General features: G+C 71.5%; 17 protein-coding genes. 13 read left to right on the forward strand and 4 right to left on the reverse strand.

Going from position 1 to position 17,878, the window contains the following annotated elements:
- Positions 1 to 2 precede the first annotated feature (2 nt).
- The 8 genes from hemC to QE377_RS05775 all read left to right on the forward strand — a co-directional run bounded on the left by hemC (position 3) and on the right by QE377_RS05775 (position 6,378).
- Positions 3 to 986: a hydroxymethylbilane synthase gene (hemC, locus tag QE377_RS05740; protein WP_307320460.1), complete on the forward strand. Its 984-nt coding sequence runs from the start codon at positions 3 to 5 to the stop codon at positions 984 to 986.
- Entirely contained in the window at positions 983 to 1,801 is an 819-nt protein-coding gene (locus tag QE377_RS05745) for a uroporphyrinogen-III synthase (protein ID WP_274287092.1), read from the forward strand. Before hemC ends, QE377_RS05745 begins: the two co-directional genes overlap by 4 nt.
- The gene (gene hemB, locus QE377_RS05750; RefSeq protein ID WP_307320465.1) at positions 1,798 to 2,781 is read left to right on the forward strand and encodes a porphobilinogen synthase; all 984 of its coding nucleotides are present in this window, start codon (positions 1,798 to 1,800) and stop codon (positions 2,779 to 2,781) included. The genes QE377_RS05745 and hemB overlap by 4 nt, the downstream gene beginning before the upstream one ends.
- Positions 2,782 to 2,857: 76 nt before the next feature.
- Positions 2,858 to 4,186, forward strand: a complete 1,329-nt coding sequence (gene hemL, locus QE377_RS05755) for a glutamate-1-semialdehyde 2,1-aminomutase (protein WP_307320467.1) — start codon at positions 2,858 to 2,860, stop codon at positions 4,184 to 4,186.
- A 138-nt stretch (positions 4,187 to 4,324) separates the two neighbouring features.
- Positions 4,325 to 4,765, forward strand: coding sequence for a YbaB/EbfC family nucleoid-associated protein (locus QE377_RS05760; RefSeq protein ID WP_307320469.1), 441 nt, complete (start codon positions 4,325 to 4,327; stop codon positions 4,763 to 4,765).
- On the forward strand, positions 4,762 to 5,079 hold the full coding sequence (locus QE377_RS05765) for a type VII secretion target (protein WP_307320471.1): 318 nt from the start codon (positions 4,762 to 4,764) through the stop codon (positions 5,077 to 5,079). The genes QE377_RS05760 and QE377_RS05765 overlap by 4 nt, the downstream gene beginning before the upstream one ends.
- A 1-nt stretch (position 5,080) precedes the next feature.
- Positions 5,081 to 5,941 carry a WXG100 family type VII secretion target gene (locus QE377_RS05770; RefSeq protein ID WP_307320473.1) on the forward strand — a complete coding sequence of 287 codons (861 nt, stop codon included), beginning with the start codon at positions 5,081 to 5,083 and terminating at the stop codon, positions 5,939 to 5,941.
- Positions 5,941 to 6,378 (forward strand): YbaB/EbfC family nucleoid-associated protein, encoded by a 438-nt coding sequence (locus tag QE377_RS05775; protein WP_307320476.1) that lies wholly within the window; start codon positions 5,941 to 5,943, stop codon positions 6,376 to 6,378. The genes QE377_RS05770 and QE377_RS05775 overlap by 1 nt, the downstream gene beginning before the upstream one ends.
- Before the next feature lie 9 nt (positions 6,379 to 6,387).
- Here QE377_RS05775 and QE377_RS05780 read toward each other — a convergent pair whose 3' ends face one another.
- Together QE377_RS05780 and QE377_RS05785 are read right to left on the reverse strand one after the other, a co-directional pair.
- Positions 6,388 to 6,675 carry a WXG100 family type VII secretion target gene (locus QE377_RS05780; RefSeq protein WP_307320479.1) on the reverse strand — a complete coding sequence of 96 codons (288 nt, stop codon included), beginning with the start codon at positions 6,673 to 6,675 and terminating at the stop codon, positions 6,388 to 6,390.
- Positions 6,676 to 6,756: 81 nt separating this feature from the next.
- Positions 6,757 to 7,713, reverse strand: a complete 957-nt coding sequence (locus QE377_RS05785; protein WP_307320482.1) for a hypothetical protein — start codon at positions 7,711 to 7,713, stop codon at positions 6,757 to 6,759.
- Positions 7,714 to 7,958: 245 nt separating this feature from the next.
- Between QE377_RS05785 and cofD the strand changes: the two genes are divergently transcribed.
- From cofD to eccCa, 4 genes are all read left to right on the forward strand, one after another.
- Positions 7,959 to 8,927: a 2-phospho-L-lactate transferase gene (gene cofD, locus QE377_RS05790; protein ID WP_307320485.1), complete on the forward strand. Its 969-nt coding sequence runs from the start codon at positions 7,959 to 7,961 to the stop codon at positions 8,925 to 8,927.
- A 164-nt stretch (positions 8,928 to 9,091) separates the two neighbouring features.
- On the forward strand, positions 9,092 to 10,465 hold the full coding sequence (locus QE377_RS05795; RefSeq protein WP_307320488.1) for a hypothetical protein: 1,374 nt from the start codon (positions 9,092 to 9,094) through the stop codon (positions 10,463 to 10,465).
- Positions 10,462 to 11,508, forward strand: coding sequence for an RDD family protein (locus QE377_RS05800; RefSeq protein WP_307320491.1), 1,047 nt, complete (start codon positions 10,462 to 10,464; stop codon positions 11,506 to 11,508). Before QE377_RS05795 ends, QE377_RS05800 begins: the two co-directional genes overlap by 4 nt.
- Positions 11,505 to 15,476 (forward strand): type VII secretion protein EccCa, encoded by a 3,972-nt coding sequence (gene eccCa, locus QE377_RS05805; protein ID WP_307320494.1) that lies wholly within the window; start codon positions 11,505 to 11,507, stop codon positions 15,474 to 15,476. The genes QE377_RS05800 and eccCa overlap by 4 nt, the downstream gene beginning before the upstream one ends.
- 156 nt (positions 15,477 to 15,632) lie before the next feature.
- Here eccCa and QE377_RS05810 read toward each other — a convergent pair whose 3' ends face one another.
- Positions 15,633 to 16,523, reverse strand: a complete 891-nt coding sequence (locus QE377_RS05810; protein ID WP_307320497.1) for a LysR family transcriptional regulator — start codon at positions 16,521 to 16,523, stop codon at positions 15,633 to 15,635.
- A gap of 85 nt (positions 16,524 to 16,608) precedes the next feature.
- Between QE377_RS05810 and QE377_RS05815 the strand changes: the two genes are divergently transcribed.
- Positions 16,609 to 17,553: an EamA family transporter gene (locus QE377_RS05815; RefSeq protein WP_307320500.1), complete on the forward strand. Its 945-nt coding sequence runs from the start codon at positions 16,609 to 16,611 to the stop codon at positions 17,551 to 17,553.
- On the opposite strand, the gene QE377_RS05820 is transcribed toward QE377_RS05815, so the two are convergent.
- Positions 17,481 to 17,849, reverse strand: a complete 369-nt coding sequence (locus tag QE377_RS05820; RefSeq protein ID WP_307320503.1) for a hypothetical protein — start codon at positions 17,847 to 17,849, stop codon at positions 17,481 to 17,483. The genes QE377_RS05815 and QE377_RS05820 overlap by 73 nt on opposite strands.
- Between the last annotated feature and the right edge of the window lie 29 nt (positions 17,850 to 17,878).

Below are 17,878 nucleotides of genomic sequence, written 5' to 3' on the forward strand. Positions count from 1 at the left end.
GTGTGAGCGCACCACTGCGCCTGGGTACTCGGCGCAGCGCCCTCGCGACCGCGCAGTCGCAGCAGATCGCCGACCTGTTGGCGGCGGTATCCGGGCGCGAGGTCGTGCTCGTTCCCATCACCTCGGAGGGCGACGTCTCGCGCGCCTCCCTGTCGCAGCTGGGCGGTCGCGGCGTGTTCGCGACGCGTCTGCGCGAGGCGCTGCTGGCGGACGAATGCGACCTGCTCGTGCATTCCCTCAAGGACCTCCCCACCGCAGACGCGCCGGGGCTCGTGATCGCCGCCACGCCGCGACGCGAGGACGCCCGCGACGTCGTGATCACCCGCGACGGCACCCCGATCGCCGAGATGGCCGCCGGCAGCGTCATCGGCACCGGCTCCCCTCGCCGCATCGCTCAGCTGCGGCGGCGCAACCCCGGCCTCGTGGCGCAGGACCTGCGCGGCAATGTCGACTCGCGTCTGTCGCGCGTGCGCGACGGCGAGCTGGATGCGGTCGTCCTCGCCGCGGCGGGACTCGCCCGCCTCGGAGGCGTCGCCACCGACCTGTTCACCGAGCCGCTCGAGCTCGCACAGTGGCCCACTGCTCCCGGGCAGGGATCGCTCGCCGTCGAGGCACGTCAGGACGCACCCGCCGACCTGCTCGCGGCGATCGGCCGCCTCGACGACGCCGCGACCCGCGTCGCGGTGACGATCGAACGGGCGGTGCTCGCGGGCCTGGACGCGGGCTGCTCGGCACCGGTCGGGGTGCACGCCGTGGTCGAGGGGGATCGGTTGCACGTGCGCGCCGCGGTGTACGCCGCCGACGGAAGCCGCACGATCGAAGCTGAGAGAAACCTGTGTGTGAGGGACGGGTATGCTGGGCCGACGGGCAGCAGCGATGGTGCGAGAGCTGCCGGCGATGACGACCCGATCGCAGGTGCACGCGAAACCGGGAGTGACGTCGCACGCGAGCTGCTCGAGCATGGAGCAGCCGAGGTCTCACCATGAAAGCCGAAGCCATGCACGAAGAGCCCCGACGGCACGAAGCCGCCAAGCCCCTGACGGGCTGGCGCGTGCTCGTGCCCCGCGGCGGTCCCTGGGGCGACGGGGTGGCGGCGACGTTGCGTTCGCAGGGTGCTGTGCCCGTCGTCGCGCCGCTCATCAACTTCGCTCCGACCAATGACGAGCAGACGCTCGAAGCGGCCCTCGCCGACCTGGCCGCCGGCCGCTTCGACTGGGTCACCATGACCAGCGCCACGACGGTCGACGTGCTCTTCGCGTACCGCGCCGTGATCCCCCCCTCCACCAAGGTCGCCGCCGTCGGCGAGACCACCGCGGCGGCGCTGCAGGCCGCCGGCTACCGCGTCGATCTGGTTCCCGACCGCGACAACTCCGCCGCCGGGATGGCCGAGCAGATGATCGCGCTCGAGCCCGAGCCGCGCCGCATCCTGACGCTGCGCAGCGAGATCGCCAAGCCTGTGCTGACCCGCAAGCTCACCGAGGCCGGGCACGATGTGCGCAGCGTCGTCGCGTACCGCACGGTCGGCGTGCCCGTCACCGAGCGCATCGCCCACGATGTGGCGTCGGGCCGCATCAACGCGATCCTCGTCACGAGCGGGTCGGTCGCCGAGCAGGTGCAGCTGCAGTTCCCCGACATCCCCGAATCGACCGTCATCGCCGCGATCGGTCCGCAGACCGCGAACGACGCGCGCCGTGCGGGACTCGGCGTCTCGGTCGTCGCCGACCGTCAGACCGTCGACGCGCTGATCGAAGCGGTCTCGCACTTCGCGCTCCCGCACGCGGCCGACGAGTTCCAGCCGTGAGCTTTCCCGCCCATCGCCTGCGCAGGCTCCGCCAGTCGCCCGCTGTCCGGCGCCTGGTCCGCGAGACGCATCTGGCACCGTCGCAGCTGGTGCTGCCGATGTTCGTGCGCGAGGGACTGCGTGAGCCGCAGCCGATCGGCTCCATGCCGGGCGTCGTGCAGCACTCGCTCGACTCGCTGCGTCGCGCGGCGACGGATGCGGCGGCGGCCGGTGTCGGCGGCGTGATGCTGTTCGGCGTGCCGACCGTGCGCGACGCCGTGGGCTCCGGGGCGGACGCCCCGGACGGCATCCTGAACGTCGCCACGGCCGCACTCGTCGCGGAGGTCGGCGACGCCCTCGTCGTCCAGAGCGACCTGTGCCTCGACGAGTTCACGGATCACGGCCACTGCGGCGTGCTCACCCCGCAGGGCGCGGTCGACAACGACGCGACCCTCGAGCGCTACGCCGCGATGGCCATCGCGCAGGCCTCCGCCGGCAGCCACCTGCTGGGACTGTCGGGGATGATGGACGGCCAGGTCGCGCACGTGCGCGCCGCACTCGACGCGGAAGGCTTCACCGACACCATCCTCCTCGCCTACGCGGCCAAGTACGCGGGCGCCTTCTACGGCCCGTTCCGCGAGGCCGTCGACTCGCAGCTGAAGGGCGATCGCCGCACCTACCAGCTCGACCCCGGCAACGGCCGCGAGGGCGTGCGCGAGGCCGTCGTGGACGTCGCCGAGGGCGCCGACATCGTCATGGTCAAGCCCGCTCTGCCCTACCTCGACGTGCTCGCCGAGGTGCGCGCATCCGTCGAGGTCCCGGTGTGGGCGTATCAGGTGTCGGGCGAGTACGCGATGATCGAGGCTGCTGCCGCGCACGGCTGGATCGACCGCCGAGGCGCGATCACCGAATCTCTGCTCGGCATCCGCCGTGCCGGCGCCGACGCCATCCTCACCTATTGGGCGCTCGAGGCGGCCGCGTGGCTGCGCGAGAGCCTCTGAGACCGCACCCGACGCGTCCGCATCCGCCGCGGACCGGACCGCACCGGGCGCGGCGAGATCCTCGGAAGGACGAGTCATGACCGACCGCAACGACGAACTCTTCGCACACGCCCGCGACGTCATCCCGGGCGGCGTCAACTCCCCCGTGCGCGCCTACGGATCGGTGGGCGGATCGCCGCGCTTCCTCGCGTCGGCCTCGGGGCCGTACGTGACGGATGCGGCGGGGCGCCGGTATGTGGACCTCGTGGCGTCGTGGGGCCCGGCGCTGCTCGGCCACGCGCATCCCGAGGTCGTCCAGGCGGTGCAGGAGGCTGCCGCACGCGGGCTCTCCTTCGGTGCGCCGACGGAGGCCGAGGTCGAGTTGGCCGCCCTGATCGCCGACCGCGTGCGTGTGGGCGACGCCGCACCGATCGACCGCGTACGCCTGGTCTCCACCGGCACCGAGGCGACGATGACCGCCATCCGGCTCGCCCGCGGCTACACCGGCCGCGACCTGCTCGTGAAGTTCTCCGGCCACTACCACGGCCACTCCGACGGGCTCCTCGCGGCGGCGGGCTCCGGCGTCGCTACGCTCGCGCTTCCCGGCTCCGCCGGTGTGCCCGCGCCCATCGCGGCGCAGACGCTCGTCATCGACTACAACGACCTCGCGCAGGTGCGTGAGGTGTTCTCGGTGCACGGCGACCGCATCGCCGCCGTCATCGTCGAGGCCGCGGCGGCCAACATGGGCGTCGTGCCTCCCGCGCCGGGCTTCAACGCCGCGCTCGCCGAGATCGCCCACCGGCACGGCGCCCTCCTCATCCTCGACGAGGTGCTGACGGGCTTCCGCGTGCATCCGGCGGGGTTCTGGGGGCTGCAGCAGGATGCGGGCGAGCGCTACACCCCCGACATCTTCACGTTCGGCAAGGTCGTCGGCGGCGGGATGCCGTTGGCCGCACTCGGCGGTCGCGCCGAGGTGATGGACACTCTCGCTCCGGTGGGGCCGGTGTACCAGGCGGGCACTCTGTCGGGGAACCCGCTCTCGGTCGCCGCCGGCATCGCGACGCTGCGCTTGGCCACCGGCGAGGTGTATGCCCGGGTGGACGCCGCCGCATCCACCATCGCGACGGCGCTGTCGGGCGCTTTGGAGCAGGCGGGCGTGACGCACGCCGTGCCGCGGGCGGGTTCACTGTTCGGGGTGGCCTTCCTCGCGGAGGCACCGCTGTCGTACGCGGCCGCGCAGACGCAGGAGGCGTGGCGGTACCCGGCGTTCTTCCACGCGATGCTGGATGCAGACGTCTCGCTGCCGCCCAGCGTGTACGAGGCGTGGTTCCTCACCGCCGCTCACGACGACGACGCCCTCGCCGCCGTACTGGCGGCGCTCCCCGCCGCCGCGCGTGCGGCCGCCGAAGCCACGCCGCAGGGCTGACCCACGCGCGACGCCACGCCGACCCGCCGCGACGATCGGGTCATATGCCGCATGCGAGGCCGCATCCACAAGGGCCCGACGGCGTTTCGTGAAGCTGGGTAGGCTCCCTCTGGAAATCGCGTCCAGGAGGGGCTCTGCGTGGAAACTGCCGCACAGATCATCACGGCCATCACGGCGCAGCTGGCGCAGGCTGCGCAGCTGTCGGCGGTAGCGGAGGAAGTCGGGGCGGAGATCGCCCGACTCCAGGGCGTCGGATCGAGCGAGGAGGGGGGCGTGACGGTCACGGTCGACCATCACGGCATCCCTCTCGACATCACCGTGCACGACGACGCGCTGGCCCACGACGGCGCACAGGTGTCGGCGATGGTGCTCGAAGCGACCCAACGCGCCATCCGGGACGTGCAGGAGAAGGCAGAGCCTCTTCGGCTCGCGCTGTTGCAACCGCACACGGCGACGCCGATGCGGGAAGATCTGGGCGATCGGATCCAAGAGCTCTTCGAGCGCATCGAGGAGTACGAACGCGGAACCATCAGCGGCGACGAGGCGGCCGACGACGACAACGGGGGGCAGCGGGGATGACCAGACTGGATGTCCAGGCGCAGGCACTGGAGACGCACGCGGCGAAGATCGATGAGGCCGGCGGGCGGATCGGAGAGGTGTCTTCCACGGCGCTGACCGCGGTGGCCCTGCAGCCGGCCGCATTCGGGCTGCTGTGCTCGTTCCTCGTTCCGATCGTCTCGATGCAGCAGGTGAGCGCGCTGGCCGGAATGGCGGCTCTCTCGGGAGCCGTGAAGGCGGAGTCGATGGCGATGAAGGCCGCAGCGCTGGGTTATCGGGCGGCCGACTCCGAGCTGGCGGATCAGATCCGCCGCTTGATCGGCATGGAGAGCTGAGATGGCAGACCTGTTCGTCGCACCGTCCTATGAGGGAGTCAGCGGCGCCGCCGTGCTCGACGCCGTCCCCGTCGCGGGCAACATCGCATCCGCCGCGGAGAGCTTCGGCAGCGGGGACATCGGCGGTGGGATCCTCGACGTCGCCGGCACCGCACTGGACGTGGTGGACATGATGGTGAACCCCATCGCGACCCTCGCCTCTTCCTGCGCATCGTTCCTGCTCGACTACATGCCGCCACTCCATCAAGCACTCGAGCTGCTCACCGGCAGCCCCGAGATGGTGCGCGCGTTGGGCGAGACGTGGGACAACCTGGGGGGCGCCCTGGAGGAGGTGGCCAGCGCACGGGGCCCCGCAGTGCAGGCGCTCCTGGCGAGCTGGACCGGCGTCGCGGCCGATGCCTACGCGAAGTTGGCAGAGGGGCTCACGCAGATCGTCGAGTCGGTCGCACAGGCGAGCCACGGCGTCGCGAACGGTCTGCGCAATGCCGCGATGATCGTGGAGATCGTCTACGAGATCGTGAAGTCCATCATCTCCGACCTCGTCGGCCAGCTGATCCAAGCGGTCGTCATCGCCATGGCGACGGTGGGCGTCGGCCTCCCCGCCGTCGTCGCGCAGTGCTCCAGCAAGATCGCTACGCGGGTGCCTCAGGTGGCCAAGTGGGTCGAGAAGATCCAGGAGGTCATGAAGAAGATCAGCGACATCGTCGACAAGCTGACGATGTTCCAGCACGAGTTCGAGATCAACGGCAAGGCGATCTCTCAGGTGCTCAGCGCCGCCGAACCGCTGGAGATCACCGTCAATCTGCCGGGAATCGTCGATGCCGTACGCACGTCGGCCGAGAACAACAACGGAGAGAAGTGATGCTGGATCCTTCTGTCGATTTCAGCGGGGTTCCCGAAGACGTCCGGCGTCTGGTCGCCGACCATCAGGCCCAGTACGCCCGTGCCGTCGAGCAGGGTGCCGCCGCGGAGCGGGTGCAGGAGTCGTTGGCCGCTCGTGGCGGCGCATCCGCCACGTCACTTCGCGGAGAGGTCACCGTGCGAGTGGCCTCATCCGGGCTGCTGGAGGATGTTCGCATCCAGCAGCGGGGACTGGACCTCGGGGCCGCCGGACTCTCGCGGCTGTTGACCTCGACGCTGCGTCAGGCCCTTCTGAACCTGGAGGAAGCCGCTGCCGAGAGCGTCGTCGAGGCCGATGGTGGCGCGGTCGGCTCCGCCATGCTCGCAGAGATCCGGGCCGGTCTCGCCGCACCGATCGCCTCGTTGGACGACGACGGGTCGGAGATCCGCGAGCGCTGAGGCCGCAGATCAGAACGAGCGGGCCAGCGAGCGCTCCTGTTCGGCGAAGGCGCCGCCGGCCTCTTCCATCACCCGCGCGTACGCGTCGAGCTGGCGCTGCATGGCACGCATCTGGGCTTCCCAGTGCACCCGCATCCCGACGTATGCCTGATACGCGCGACCCTGCCACGCCGAGTCGAGGTGCGAGAGTTGTGCGTCCATCTCGTCGAGCACTCTGCGAATCTCCGCCGACGACTGCTGGATCGCCTGTACCGACTGCGCGACCCGGTCGAAGTCGATGGTGATGTGATCAGACATTCGCGACTCCCTGGTCATGACGAAGGATACGGACGCACACCATCATGGCAAACGGCGTGCGCGCACGCAGGGGGCTGGACATCACTGTTGATGAAGCGTCGACTTCACGGTCGGGATGCCGCGGTCGATCGGTCCGCCCGCCAGCAGGGTGCGACCGAACCGGACGGTCAGCCCGGTGGGCGCGGCATTCGGCGGTTCGTCGTCCCACACGTCGCGAGCCTCGCCCAGCTTCAACGAGACCATGCCCTCGGCCGTCGGCGTGTCCCGCCAGTCGACCTTCTGTAGACCGTAGCCCTTCCAGTCGCGCGCGATCAGCCGATCGTCGAGTCGGAGCGCCGCACCGTCCTTCATGACGATAGGAAAGACGCCCGTGCCCGCGACGAGAGCATCGGCCCGGCCCCACGCAGCAGCGGGCACGGCGTCCACGAGGCGGGCGAGCAGGGTGATTCGGGTGTCGACGGAGGCGGCGTCGAGCGCTTCGGCGCCGTAGGTGAGGATGACGCCCGCCCGGATCACGACCGGCGATCTCTCGGGGGCGGCTTCGAGGGCTGCCACGAACTCGTGAGTGAGCAGGTCCTGCGCAAAGGCGGGGATGAAGCCCTCCACGCTCCAGCGCGTGCTCGGCCAGACCGGGCCGAGGGGCGGGATCGGCGGCAGCTTGATGCCGTAGTCGTCGCGGGCACGCAGCGACTGATCCCCGAAACGGATCTCGGGCAACGACGCGGGCAGCCGCATCCAGATCAGGTTCGTCTCGTAACGGTCACCCCACGCGTTGCCCTTGTTGCCGCGACGCTGCAGATAGCCGACCAGGCGTGCGACCGTGACGTCGTGACCGTGCGCCTGACCGGTGACCACTTCGCTCATCCCCGTCGGCCAGATCTCCTTCGCCGGGGTGGCGCGGAAGGCGGCCTCCGCGATCTCGATCGACGGGGGCGGCGCGGCGTCCTCCCAGTGCCACCCGCGAGCCTCGAACTCCGGACGCGTGGCCCGTCGTGCGGCGGCATCCGCCTCACGACGTTTGGAACCGAACGGCAGCATGCGCTCAGCGTAACCGCGCCCGGTCGGGTACGTGACAGGTTCTGGGGCACCTATGGGCTGGGCCACGATTCGACGGAGCCGCCCGAGGCGGGCGTGCTCGCCACTGTCGCGCTACGTGGCCGCACAGCGGCCCCGCCCGATCCGGCGGGAAGAGCCTGCGGAGTTCGGCCTCGGCCTCGCGGGTCTTCCTCCCGAACAGCATGTGGGCAGCGTCGCCGCGTCACCGGCTCTGGAAGACTTGTCGGATGGCACAGAACGAGCAGCCCCGCGTCGTCGTCATCGCGGGCGGCGTGGGCGGATCCACGTTCAGCGAAGGGATGCGGGAGGAGCTGGGCCGCCGCGGCGCAGGCCCCGCGACGATCGTCGTCAACACCGGCGACGACCTGTGGCTGTCGGGCGTGCGCCTGCAGCCGGACATCGACTCCGTGCTCTACCGCCTCGCCGGCCAGAACGACATGGTCCGCGGCTGGGGTCGCGCCGGCGACAGCGAGCGGGTCAACGCCGAGCTGCAGGCGTGGGGGGCCGGCTGGCCGTGGTTCACCCTCGGCGACCTGGATCTCGGGACGCACCTCGCACGCACCGGCTGGCTGCGCGAGGGCGCGACGGTGTCCGAGGTGGTGGCTCGGCTGTCGGAGCGGTGGCCGCTCGGGGTGCGTCTGCTGCCGATGACCGACGCCGAGGTCGACACCCATGTGCTCCTCGAAGACGGCGGCCGACTCCACTTCCAGGAATGGTGGACGCGCCACCGCGCCACCCTCGCACCCCGTGCCTTCGAGAACCCGGGGATGGATGCGGCCGCTCCCGCGCCGGGGGTTGTCGAAGCCATCGCGCAGGCCGATGTCGTCGTGCTCGCCCCCTCCAACCCCGTGGTCTCGATCGGGCCCGTGCTCGCCGTCCCCGGCATCCGCGAGGCACTGGCCGCGACCTCGGCACGCATCGTCGGCGTCTCTCCCATCATCGGCGGACGCGTCGTGCGCGGCATGGCCGACGTCTGCCTCACCGCGATCGGCGTCGAGACCTCCGCCGCGGCGGTGGCCGCCCACTACCGCGGCCGCAGTGCCGGCGGCGTGCTCGATGCGTGGCTGCTGGCGGAGGAAGACGCGGCATCCGCCGCATCCGTGGAGGCTCTCGGCATCCGGCCGGTCGTCGCGCCCCTGTGGATGCGCGATGTCGAGGCCACCCGGGCGATCGCCGCGGCGGCGCTGAGCGCCTGATCGATGCGGGCGCGGAATCGTAGCGGTTCTGTGGAGAATCCGCGCGCGGGCGTCGCAGGGCGACACCGGACGTTACGCTGTCGAGACGTGAGAAGTGGGGGCGGCACGACGATGGCAGGCGCACACGGGGCGCTGCGGCGAGACACCGCGGCTGGGGGGCGGCAGTGACGACGCCCGCCGACACCGAGGAACGCCGTCGGATCGCCATCGTCGACGGGGCGGCGCGGCACGATCTGCTCATCCCTCCGGCGGCCAGCATCGCCGATGCCCTCGCGAGTATCGGAATCCGGCAGAAGGTCGGCCGCGACGTCCTGCTCGAGCTCGACGGCCGCGAGGTGAGCCCGCTGCTGCGGGTCGACGACCTCAGCGACGGCACCGTGCTCGCGCTCGTCGACCTGTCTCAGAAGGTGAAGCACGACCGTCGCAGACGCCGCGACCCCTCGCGTGGCGAGGCGCCCGGAGCCTGGTGGGTGCTGGGCGGCATCGCTCTCGTGCTCGCGGTGTTCTCACTCATCGCCCCCGACGCCGTCCGCGAGTCACTGCGTCTTCCGCTGGCGGTCGCCATGGGTGTCTTCGCCGTCACCGCCGGAATGGCGCTCGCCGTGCGGACGACGGGTGTCGCGAACGGCACCGATGCGGCTCTCGTCGCGGTCCTGACACTGGCCTTCGCCGCGGGTGCCGGCATCGTGCCCGCGTTCCCCGCCGCAACCTCCACACTGCAGGTGTTCGTCGGCCTGCTCTCGGCAGCGGTGCTGGCGGGAATGCTGGCGCTCGTCGGACGCCCCGCGGGGCTGCACGCGCGGCTGTCGGCCGCCACGACGCTGCTGCTCGTACTGGCCGGGGTGTGGGGTTTCTCGCTCATCCTCTCGCTGCCCCTGGCTGCGCCCACGGCCCTCACGCTGGGTCTTGCGCCCGTGGCGCTGCGCATCCTGCTGGCCACCCTCGTGGACGTTCCGCCCGGCATCTTCATCGACTACGAGCGCTACCAGACCACGCGATGGAGCGTGCGCCAGCAGCTGCCCGAGGAGATCCACTCCATCGGCGCCGCCGACGCCCGCGACCTCGTGGCGCGCTCGACCGGGCGTCTCGTCGCCGGGACGTTCGTGCTGACGCTCGCCGTGGCTCTCAGTGCCCCCTTCGCGCTGCCGGGCATGGACGATTTCGACCCGCTCGTGCTCTCGGGGCGCATCGCCCTGGCGATCACGGTCGTCTTGGCACTCCTGCTGGGCGCTCGCCGCTTCTCGGTCCCGCTGCTGCGGTGGTTGCCGCGGCTCGCCGCGGGCGCGGTGGCCGTCGTCATGGTGCTGACCGCGACCCGTGAGGCGAACGCCATGCTGCTGACCGTACTGGCAGGCATCCTCCTGGCCGTCGGCGCCATCGCCGCGCTGGTCATCATCCCCACGAGCCGCGGCGCGCAGTCTCTGCGTTGGTCGCGGTTCGGGGACGTCATCGAATGGATCGCGATCGCGTTGTCTCTCCCCGCCGGCCTGCTCGCCGCCGATACCATCGATATCCTGCGTGGAATGATGGGCGCATGAGTCTGCCGCCGCAGTTCACGGGCGAACCCGCCGGAGTCGGAGCACGACTCGCCGCCTTCACGATCGACGTCGCCATCGTCGTCGCGCTGAGCGTCACCGTGTCCCTCGTGAGCGGGTCGGCCGTCTTCGGCCTGCTCGTGGGCGCCGAGGCGATCCTGGCTCTGTGGATCCTGCAAGCGCGCACCGGGTCCGGCCCCGGGAAAGCCCTGCTCGGGCTGCGCGTCGCACGCCTGGACGCCCCGTACTCACCCGGCGCGGGGCGGAGCTTCGTGCGCGGTCTGCTGGTCGGGATCGGCTCGCTCGTGTTCGGCGCCGGAGCATGGGTCGTCGAGGGGTCCGCATCCGCCGACCGTTCGGGCCTGCGCCGCTCCTGGGCCGACCGCGCCGCGCAGACCGTCGTCGTCGCCGTTCCCCGCCGCCCCGCGGCCGAGCGGCGGAGCAGACGGCGCTCCGCCGACGAGATCGTCGCCGTCCCCTCCCCGACCGTCATCGCGCGCCCCTGGTCGCCCGCACCCGTCGAATCCGGCAGGGCTCGGGGACCGATCGCCCCACCGGCACCCGCCGAGCCGCCCGCGGCACCGGTCGCCGCCGGCGCGGCTCCCGAGGTTCCCGCTCCGGCCGCAGCGGTCGCCGGCTGGGCGGGCCCCGCAGCCGCGGTGCCGGTCGTCGACCAGCCCGAGTCGGGCGAGCGCCCCACCGGTGAGCTGCTGCTGATCTTCGACACCGGTCAGCGCGCCCGCCTGCCGCTGCCCGTCGCCGTCAACCTCGGCCGCAGCCCCGAGCAGACCGAGCAGACCGATCTGCTGGTGACGGTGACGGACCCCGACTCCAGCGTCTCCAAGACCCACCTGCGCCTCGAGTTCGATCACGCGGGCCTGTGGGTCACCGACACGGGTTCGACCAACGGGACCGAGCTCATCGAGGATGACGGCCAGGTGGTGCCGCTCGCGCCCCACGCGCGCACCTTCGTCGACGACGACACCCGCATCCGGATCGGGAACCGCATCTTCACCGTCAGCCGACTGATCGGAGCCGCTTCGTGAGCAAGGGACCACGCCTGGCCCCGCCGTCCGTGCCGAGTGGTCGCATCGTCGTGCAGCCGCCGCCGGAGCTGGTTCCGAACGAGGGCGGCAGCAGCATGCTCACCTCCCTGCTGCCGATGCTCGGCAGTGTGGGCGCGATCGTCATGGTGACGATCTCCAACGCGGGCCCGACCGGCTTCATCACCGGCGGCATGTTCCTGCTGTCCTCCCTCGGCTTCGTCGCCGTCAACGGATGGCGCCAGCGCGCGCAGCGCAACGCCCAGGTGCTCGGCAACCGCCGCGAGTACCTCGCCTATCTCAGCGATCTCCGTGAGACCGTCCGCACGGCCGCCCGCAAGCAGCGCCGCCACGGCGCGTGGGTGACACCGTCCCCCTCGGCACTGCCGTTCATCGCCGAGGAGCGCACCCGCGTCTGGGAGCGCCAGCCCGGGGACGAGAACTTCCTGCTCACGCGCATCGGCGCGTGCGATCAGCCGTTGTGCATCTCGCTCGAAGCCCCCGACCTTCCGCCGCTCGCCCAGCTCGACCCGGTCGCCGCATCCGCGGCCCACCGCTTCATGCTCACGCACGAGATCCAGCCGGATCTGCCCCTCGGCGTGACTCTGACCGACTACGCGCGCATCGAGATCGTCGGCCCCGACGAGAATGCGGTGCGCTCCCTCGCCCGCGCCATGGTCGTGGGCGCCGCGACCCTGCAGGATCCCGAGGACGTCGTCGTCGCGATCCTCGCCGGTCCCGACCAGCTGCCCGCGTGGGAGTGGGCCAAGTGGCTGCCGCACGCGCTGTCGTCGCGCTCCAGCGACAAGCTGGGCCCCGCCCGCATGATCGCCTCGTCGCTGGACGACCTCGAAGACCTTCTGCCTGCAGGACTCCGCGAACGTGCGCGCTTCGCCCGCGGCGGCGGCGCCGGCCCGCACGTGGTCCTCGTGGTCGACGGCGTGCAGCTGCCGATGGGCGACCCCGTCGTCGGCGGCGACGGGATGCTGGGCGTGACCGTCGTGGAGCTCCCCGGACGCTGGGGCGAGCTCGAGAACCCGGACGTCCTCCGCATCGTCATGCCGGAGGCGGCCGCATCCGACCGTCACGCCGAGCTCATCGACGTGGTCTCGGGATCGCGCACCTTCACCCCCGACACGACCTCGATCGCCGTGGCCGAGGCCACCGCGCGTCGGCTCATGCCGCTCTACTCGAACCCGGCGGCGCTCGCCGAGACGCCCGGCGCCCAGCAGGGTCAGCGCGAGCTCGTCGAGCTGCTCGGCATGCCCGACGTGCGCGAGATCGACTTCGACCGCACCTGGTCAGGACGCCTGGAACGCGACCGCCTCCGCGTCCCGATCGGTCAGGACACCACCGGCGCCCCGCTCGTGCTCGACCTCAAGGAAGCCGCCCAGCAGGGTATGGGTCCGCACGGCGTGATGATCGGCGCCACGGGTTCCGGTAAGTCCGAGGTGCTGCGCACGCTCGTGCTCGCCCTCGCGCTGACGCATTCGCCCGAGCAGCTGAACTTCGTGCTCGTCGACTTCAAGGGTGGCGCGACCTTCGCCGGCATGGCGGGGATGCCCCACGTCTCGGCGATCATCACCAACCTCGGCAGCGAGCTCGCCCTCGTCGACCGCTTCCAGGACGCCCTGCAGGGTGAGATCGTGCGCCGCCAGGAACTGCTGCGCGCCGCCGGCAACTTCGCCAACGTGTCGGACTACGAGAAGGCCCGCCGCGGCGGGCGTACCGACCTCGCGCCGCTTCCGGCACTGCTGATCGTGGCCGACGAGTTCAGCGAGCTCCTGGCGGCGAAGCCGGAGTTCGTCGAGAGCTTCATCAACATCGGCCGCGTCGGCCGATCGCTTCAGGTGCACCTGCTGCTGGCGTCGCAACGTCTGGAGGAGGGCAAGCTCCGCGGCCTCGACACCTACCTTTCGTACCGCATCGGTCTGCGCACCTTCTCGGCCGCCGAGTCGCGCACGATCATCGGAACCCCCGACGCGTACACCCTGCCGCAGGAACCCGGGGTGGGTTACCTCAAGGCCGACACCGACAACCTCGTGCAGTTCCGCGCCGCCTACGTCTCGGGAACGCCCAAGACGAAACTCACCGGGGGGCGCTCCAGCGAGTCGGCCGACACATCCGGTGAGGCCGCGCGCATCGAGGTCTTCACCGCTGCACCTCAGCCGCTCGAGCTCATCGAGGAGCCCGTCGACACCTCGCGCGACATCGTGTCGCAGCCGGTCGAGGAGCGCTCCACCTTCCAGATCGCGGTCGAGCGGATGAAGGGTCGCGGCCCCGCCGCCCACCAGGTGTGGCTGCCGCCGCTCGAGGAGCCCTCGTCGCTGGACGAGCTCATGCCCGACCTGGTCGTCGACCCGCGGATGGGGCTCCACTCCCCCGCCTGGCGTGCGGCCGGCGCCCTCACGGTCCCGCTCGGGATCGTCGACGTTCCGCTGGAACAGCGCCGCGAGAATCTCGTGGTCTCGCTCGGCGGCGCGGCCGGTCACGTCGCGATCGTCGGAAGCCCGCTGAGCGGCAAGTCGACGCTGGCGCGCACGCTCGTCTCGGCCCTCGCGCTGACGGCGACACCGCTGGAGCTGCAGTTCTACGTGCTCGACTTCGGCGGCGGTACCTTCACGGGTCTGCAGCGCCATCCGCACGTCGCCGGCGTCGCCACGCGCACCGAGGCGGAGGCCATCCGCCGCACGGTCGCGGAGGTGGAGTCGATCATCGACGACCGCGAGCGCTACTTCCGCCAGAACGGCATCGACTCGATCGACACCTACCGCCTGCGCCGTAGCCAGGGCGTCGTCGACGACGGCTACGGCGACGTGTTCCTCGTGGTCGACGGCTGGGCGACGCTACGTGCCGACTACGAGGCGCTCGAGACGCGCGTGCAGACCATCGCGGCACGAGGCCTCAGCTTCGGCGTGCACGTGATCGTGACAGCCAACCGCTGGCTCGAGATCCGTGCGAGCCTCAAGGACCTGATCCAGACCCGCCTCGAGCTGCGCCTGGGAGACCCGACGGACTCCGAGATCGACCGCAAGCAGGCGGCCAACGTGCCCGCCGGCCAGCCCGGGCGAGGCCTCAGCGCCAAGCGTCTGCAGATGCTCGCCGCGCTGCCGCGTATCGACGGATCCTCGGATGTGGCGGCCCTCGTCGACGGCGTCGACGACATGGTCGCCCGCGTGGGCGCCGCCTGGCAGGGCCCGGCGGGTCCGAAGCTGCGGCTGCTGCCGGAGATGATCACCCTCGACGAGGTGCGCGCGCAGACCACGCCGGACGACGCCCGCATCCTGCTCGGCGTCGATGAAGCGCAGCTCGCGCCCTTCGGCATCGACCCCCGCAAGGAAGCCCACCTGTTCCTCTACGGAGACTCGGGTATGGGCAAGTCGTCGTTCCTGCGGGGCATCGCGCAGGAGATCATGCGCAAGTACGGTCCGACCGAGGCGAAGATCTTCGCGGTCGACTACCGTCGCTCGCTGCTCGGTGAGATCCCGCAGGAGTACCTGGGCGCCTACCTCACCTCGCACGAGCCCGCCACGAGCGGTCTCGCCGAGCTCGCCCAGTTCTTCTCGAGCCGCATCCCCGGGCCGGACGTGACCCCCGAACAGTTGCGGGAGCGCAGCTGGTGGAAGGGCGCCGAGGGCTTCGTGCTGGTCGACGACTACGACCTCGTCGCGACGAGCCAGGGCAACCCTCTCGCCGTGCTGCAGCCGCTGCTGGCGCAAGCCGGCGACCTGGGCCTGCACGTGATCCTGACCCGACGCACCGGCGGTGCGAGCCGCGCAGCCTACGACCCGATCATCCAGCGCTTCACCGATCTGGGTGTCACCGGCATCCTGCTCGGCGGAAACCCGGAGGAGGGCCCGCTGATCGGTCGCGTCAAGGCCGCTCCTGCGGCACCGGGTCGCGCGCAGATCGTGAGCCGCGAGCAGGGTCTGCTCTCCGCCCAGCTCGCTTTCTCCCCCTCGACCCACTGAGCCCTCGGCGTCGCCCTCGCGGCACTCCATTTCCGCGCAGCACTTTTCCCGCGAGACTGCATTTCCCGCACGAGATCACTGTCATTACCCGTGATCTCGTGGCGGAGATGCAGTCTCGCGGGCGTGGAGAGGGGGAGGGCGGCGACGCGGGCAGGCTCAGGATGCGGGCAGGAGCTCGCGAATGAGCCGCACCGCGGGCGAGTCGGTCATGCTGGCGCGCCACACCAGGGCGACAGGACGCGTCGGTTCGGGGTCGCGCACCGGCACCGCGACGACGTCGTCCGGGAGCCGCCCGCGCCCCAGTTTCGGCACCAGCGCGACCGCGAGCCCGTGGGCGACGAGTTCGATCTGCGAGGCGAACTCCAAGCACCAGAAGTCGATGCGCGGCGGATGCGGCTCGCCGCGGAACATGTGGCAGAACCACTCGTAGCAGATGGTCCCGTCGGGGGTGCTGGACCACACGCGATCGCGCACGTCGGCGGGGCTCACCGCATCCCTCGACGCGAGCGGGTCGTCCCGGTGGACGAGCAGGTCCGCCGTGTCGCGGAGGAACTCGGCGCTGCGCACGCTCGGCGGCAGCGTGAGCGTGACGCCCTCCCAGTGGTGCACGATCGCGAGATCCAGCGTGCCGGCGGTGACCGCCGCGACCGCATCCCACGGGTCGATCTCCGTGACGGTCAGGCGGAGGTCAGGCGCCTCCGCCGCGGCTCGTGTCACGAGGCCGGGGACGACGCCGCGCACAGCGGTCGAGAACACCCCGAGACGCAACGTGCCCGTGGGCCGGGCGCCGGCGTCGTGCAGCCGCGACCGCAGCTGCTCCACCTGGGTCCGCAGCTGCGCCCCCTCCTCCACCAGGCGACGCCCCGCCGCCGTGAGCACCACACCCCGCCCCTGCCGATCGATGAGTCGGGCCCCGAGGTCGCGCTCGAGCCGCTTGATCTGCTGCGACACCGCGGACGGCGTGTAGTCGAGCTCGGCCGCCGCGGCGTGGACCGTGCCGGTGCGGGCGAGAGCGAGCAGCGCATCCACGGCGGCCAGATCGATCATGGCGTCGACCGTATCACCAGGCTTCACGGATCCGTGCAGAACTGTGCGCTGGTGCTGCACGAAGGCACTCGGTCACGATGGGCGGGTGCCCCTTCGCTCCTCTCTCCTCGCCACCCTCGTCGCCGTGATCTGGGGCGTGAACTTCGTCGTCATCGACGCGGGGCTCGACGGCATGCCGCCCGCACTGTTCGTCGCACTGCGCTTCGCGGCCGTCCTCGTGCCCGCGATCTTCTTCGTCCCGCGGCCGCGCGGTCGGATGCGGGACGTCCTGCTCATCGGGCTCTTCATGAGCCTCGGCCAGTTCGGCCTGCTGTACACGGCCCTGGCGATGGGGATGCCGCCGGGACTCGCCTCCCTCGTGCTGCAGGCTCAGGTGGCCTTCACGATCGTCTTCGCCGCGCTGGCCCTGCGCGAAGCTCCCCGTCGGGCGCAGGTCGTCGGCGTGGTCGTCGGCGCCGCCGGAGTCGGGATCGTCGCCGCCGGGCGGGATGCGGCCACCCCCGCACTCGCCCTGCTGGTCACCCTCGCGGCGGCCGCTTCGTGGGCGATCGGCAACGTCATCGCACGCCGGCTCGGCGGCGCGGGCCGGGGAGGCGCGCTCGGGGGTCTCTCGGTCACCGTCTGGTCGGCGCTCGTCGTCCCCGTGCCGATGGTGCTGCTCGCCGTCGCGCTCGACGGACCGGATGCGGTCGGCACCGCGCTCACCCACCTCGGCCCGGCGCAGCTGCTGTCCACCGCCTACACGGCGTGGCTGGCGAGCCTGGTGGGCTACGGCATCTGGAACACCCTGCTGGCCCGGCATACCGCATCCGCCGTCGTCCCGTTCACGATGCTGGTGCCGCCGGTGGGTATCGCGGCGGCATGGCTCGCGCTCGGTGAGACGCCCGCACCCGCCGAGCTCGTCGGCGGCGCCGTGCTGCTGATCGGCGTCGCCATCGCGGTGCTGCCGCCGCGTGGTCAGAAAATGAGCGGTGTGTCCCCGGGCACACGGGGGCGGAGCGCGGCCGGCGCCGGCCAACCGAGCTCGTAGGTGCGAAGCGGCGCGTCGATCGCGCCGAAGTCCTCGCTCTTGACCACGATGCGCTCCGGCGTCACCTCCACGAGTCGCACCGCCAGAGGCGCTGCGCCCTCGCGTTCCAGCATCCACTTGTCGGCGAGCCAGCCGAGCCCGCGCGCTTCGAGGGCTTCCTCCGCGTCGAGCCACTCGATCGCCTCGGTCATGTCGTGGCCGAGGAGGTCGACGGCGACCCAGCCGGATCCCTCCGGCCGGATCCAGCCGAGCAGTTCGCCGTCGTCGCGGCGGTGCGGGGTCCAGTCCGGGTCCATCCCGCCACCCTACGCCGGCGCATCCCCCC

The sequence above is a fragment of the Microbacterium sp. SORGH_AS_0862 genome (genome assembly GCF_030818795.1).
Taxonomy (GTDB): domain Bacteria; phylum Actinomycetota; class Actinomycetes; order Actinomycetales; family Microbacteriaceae; genus Microbacterium.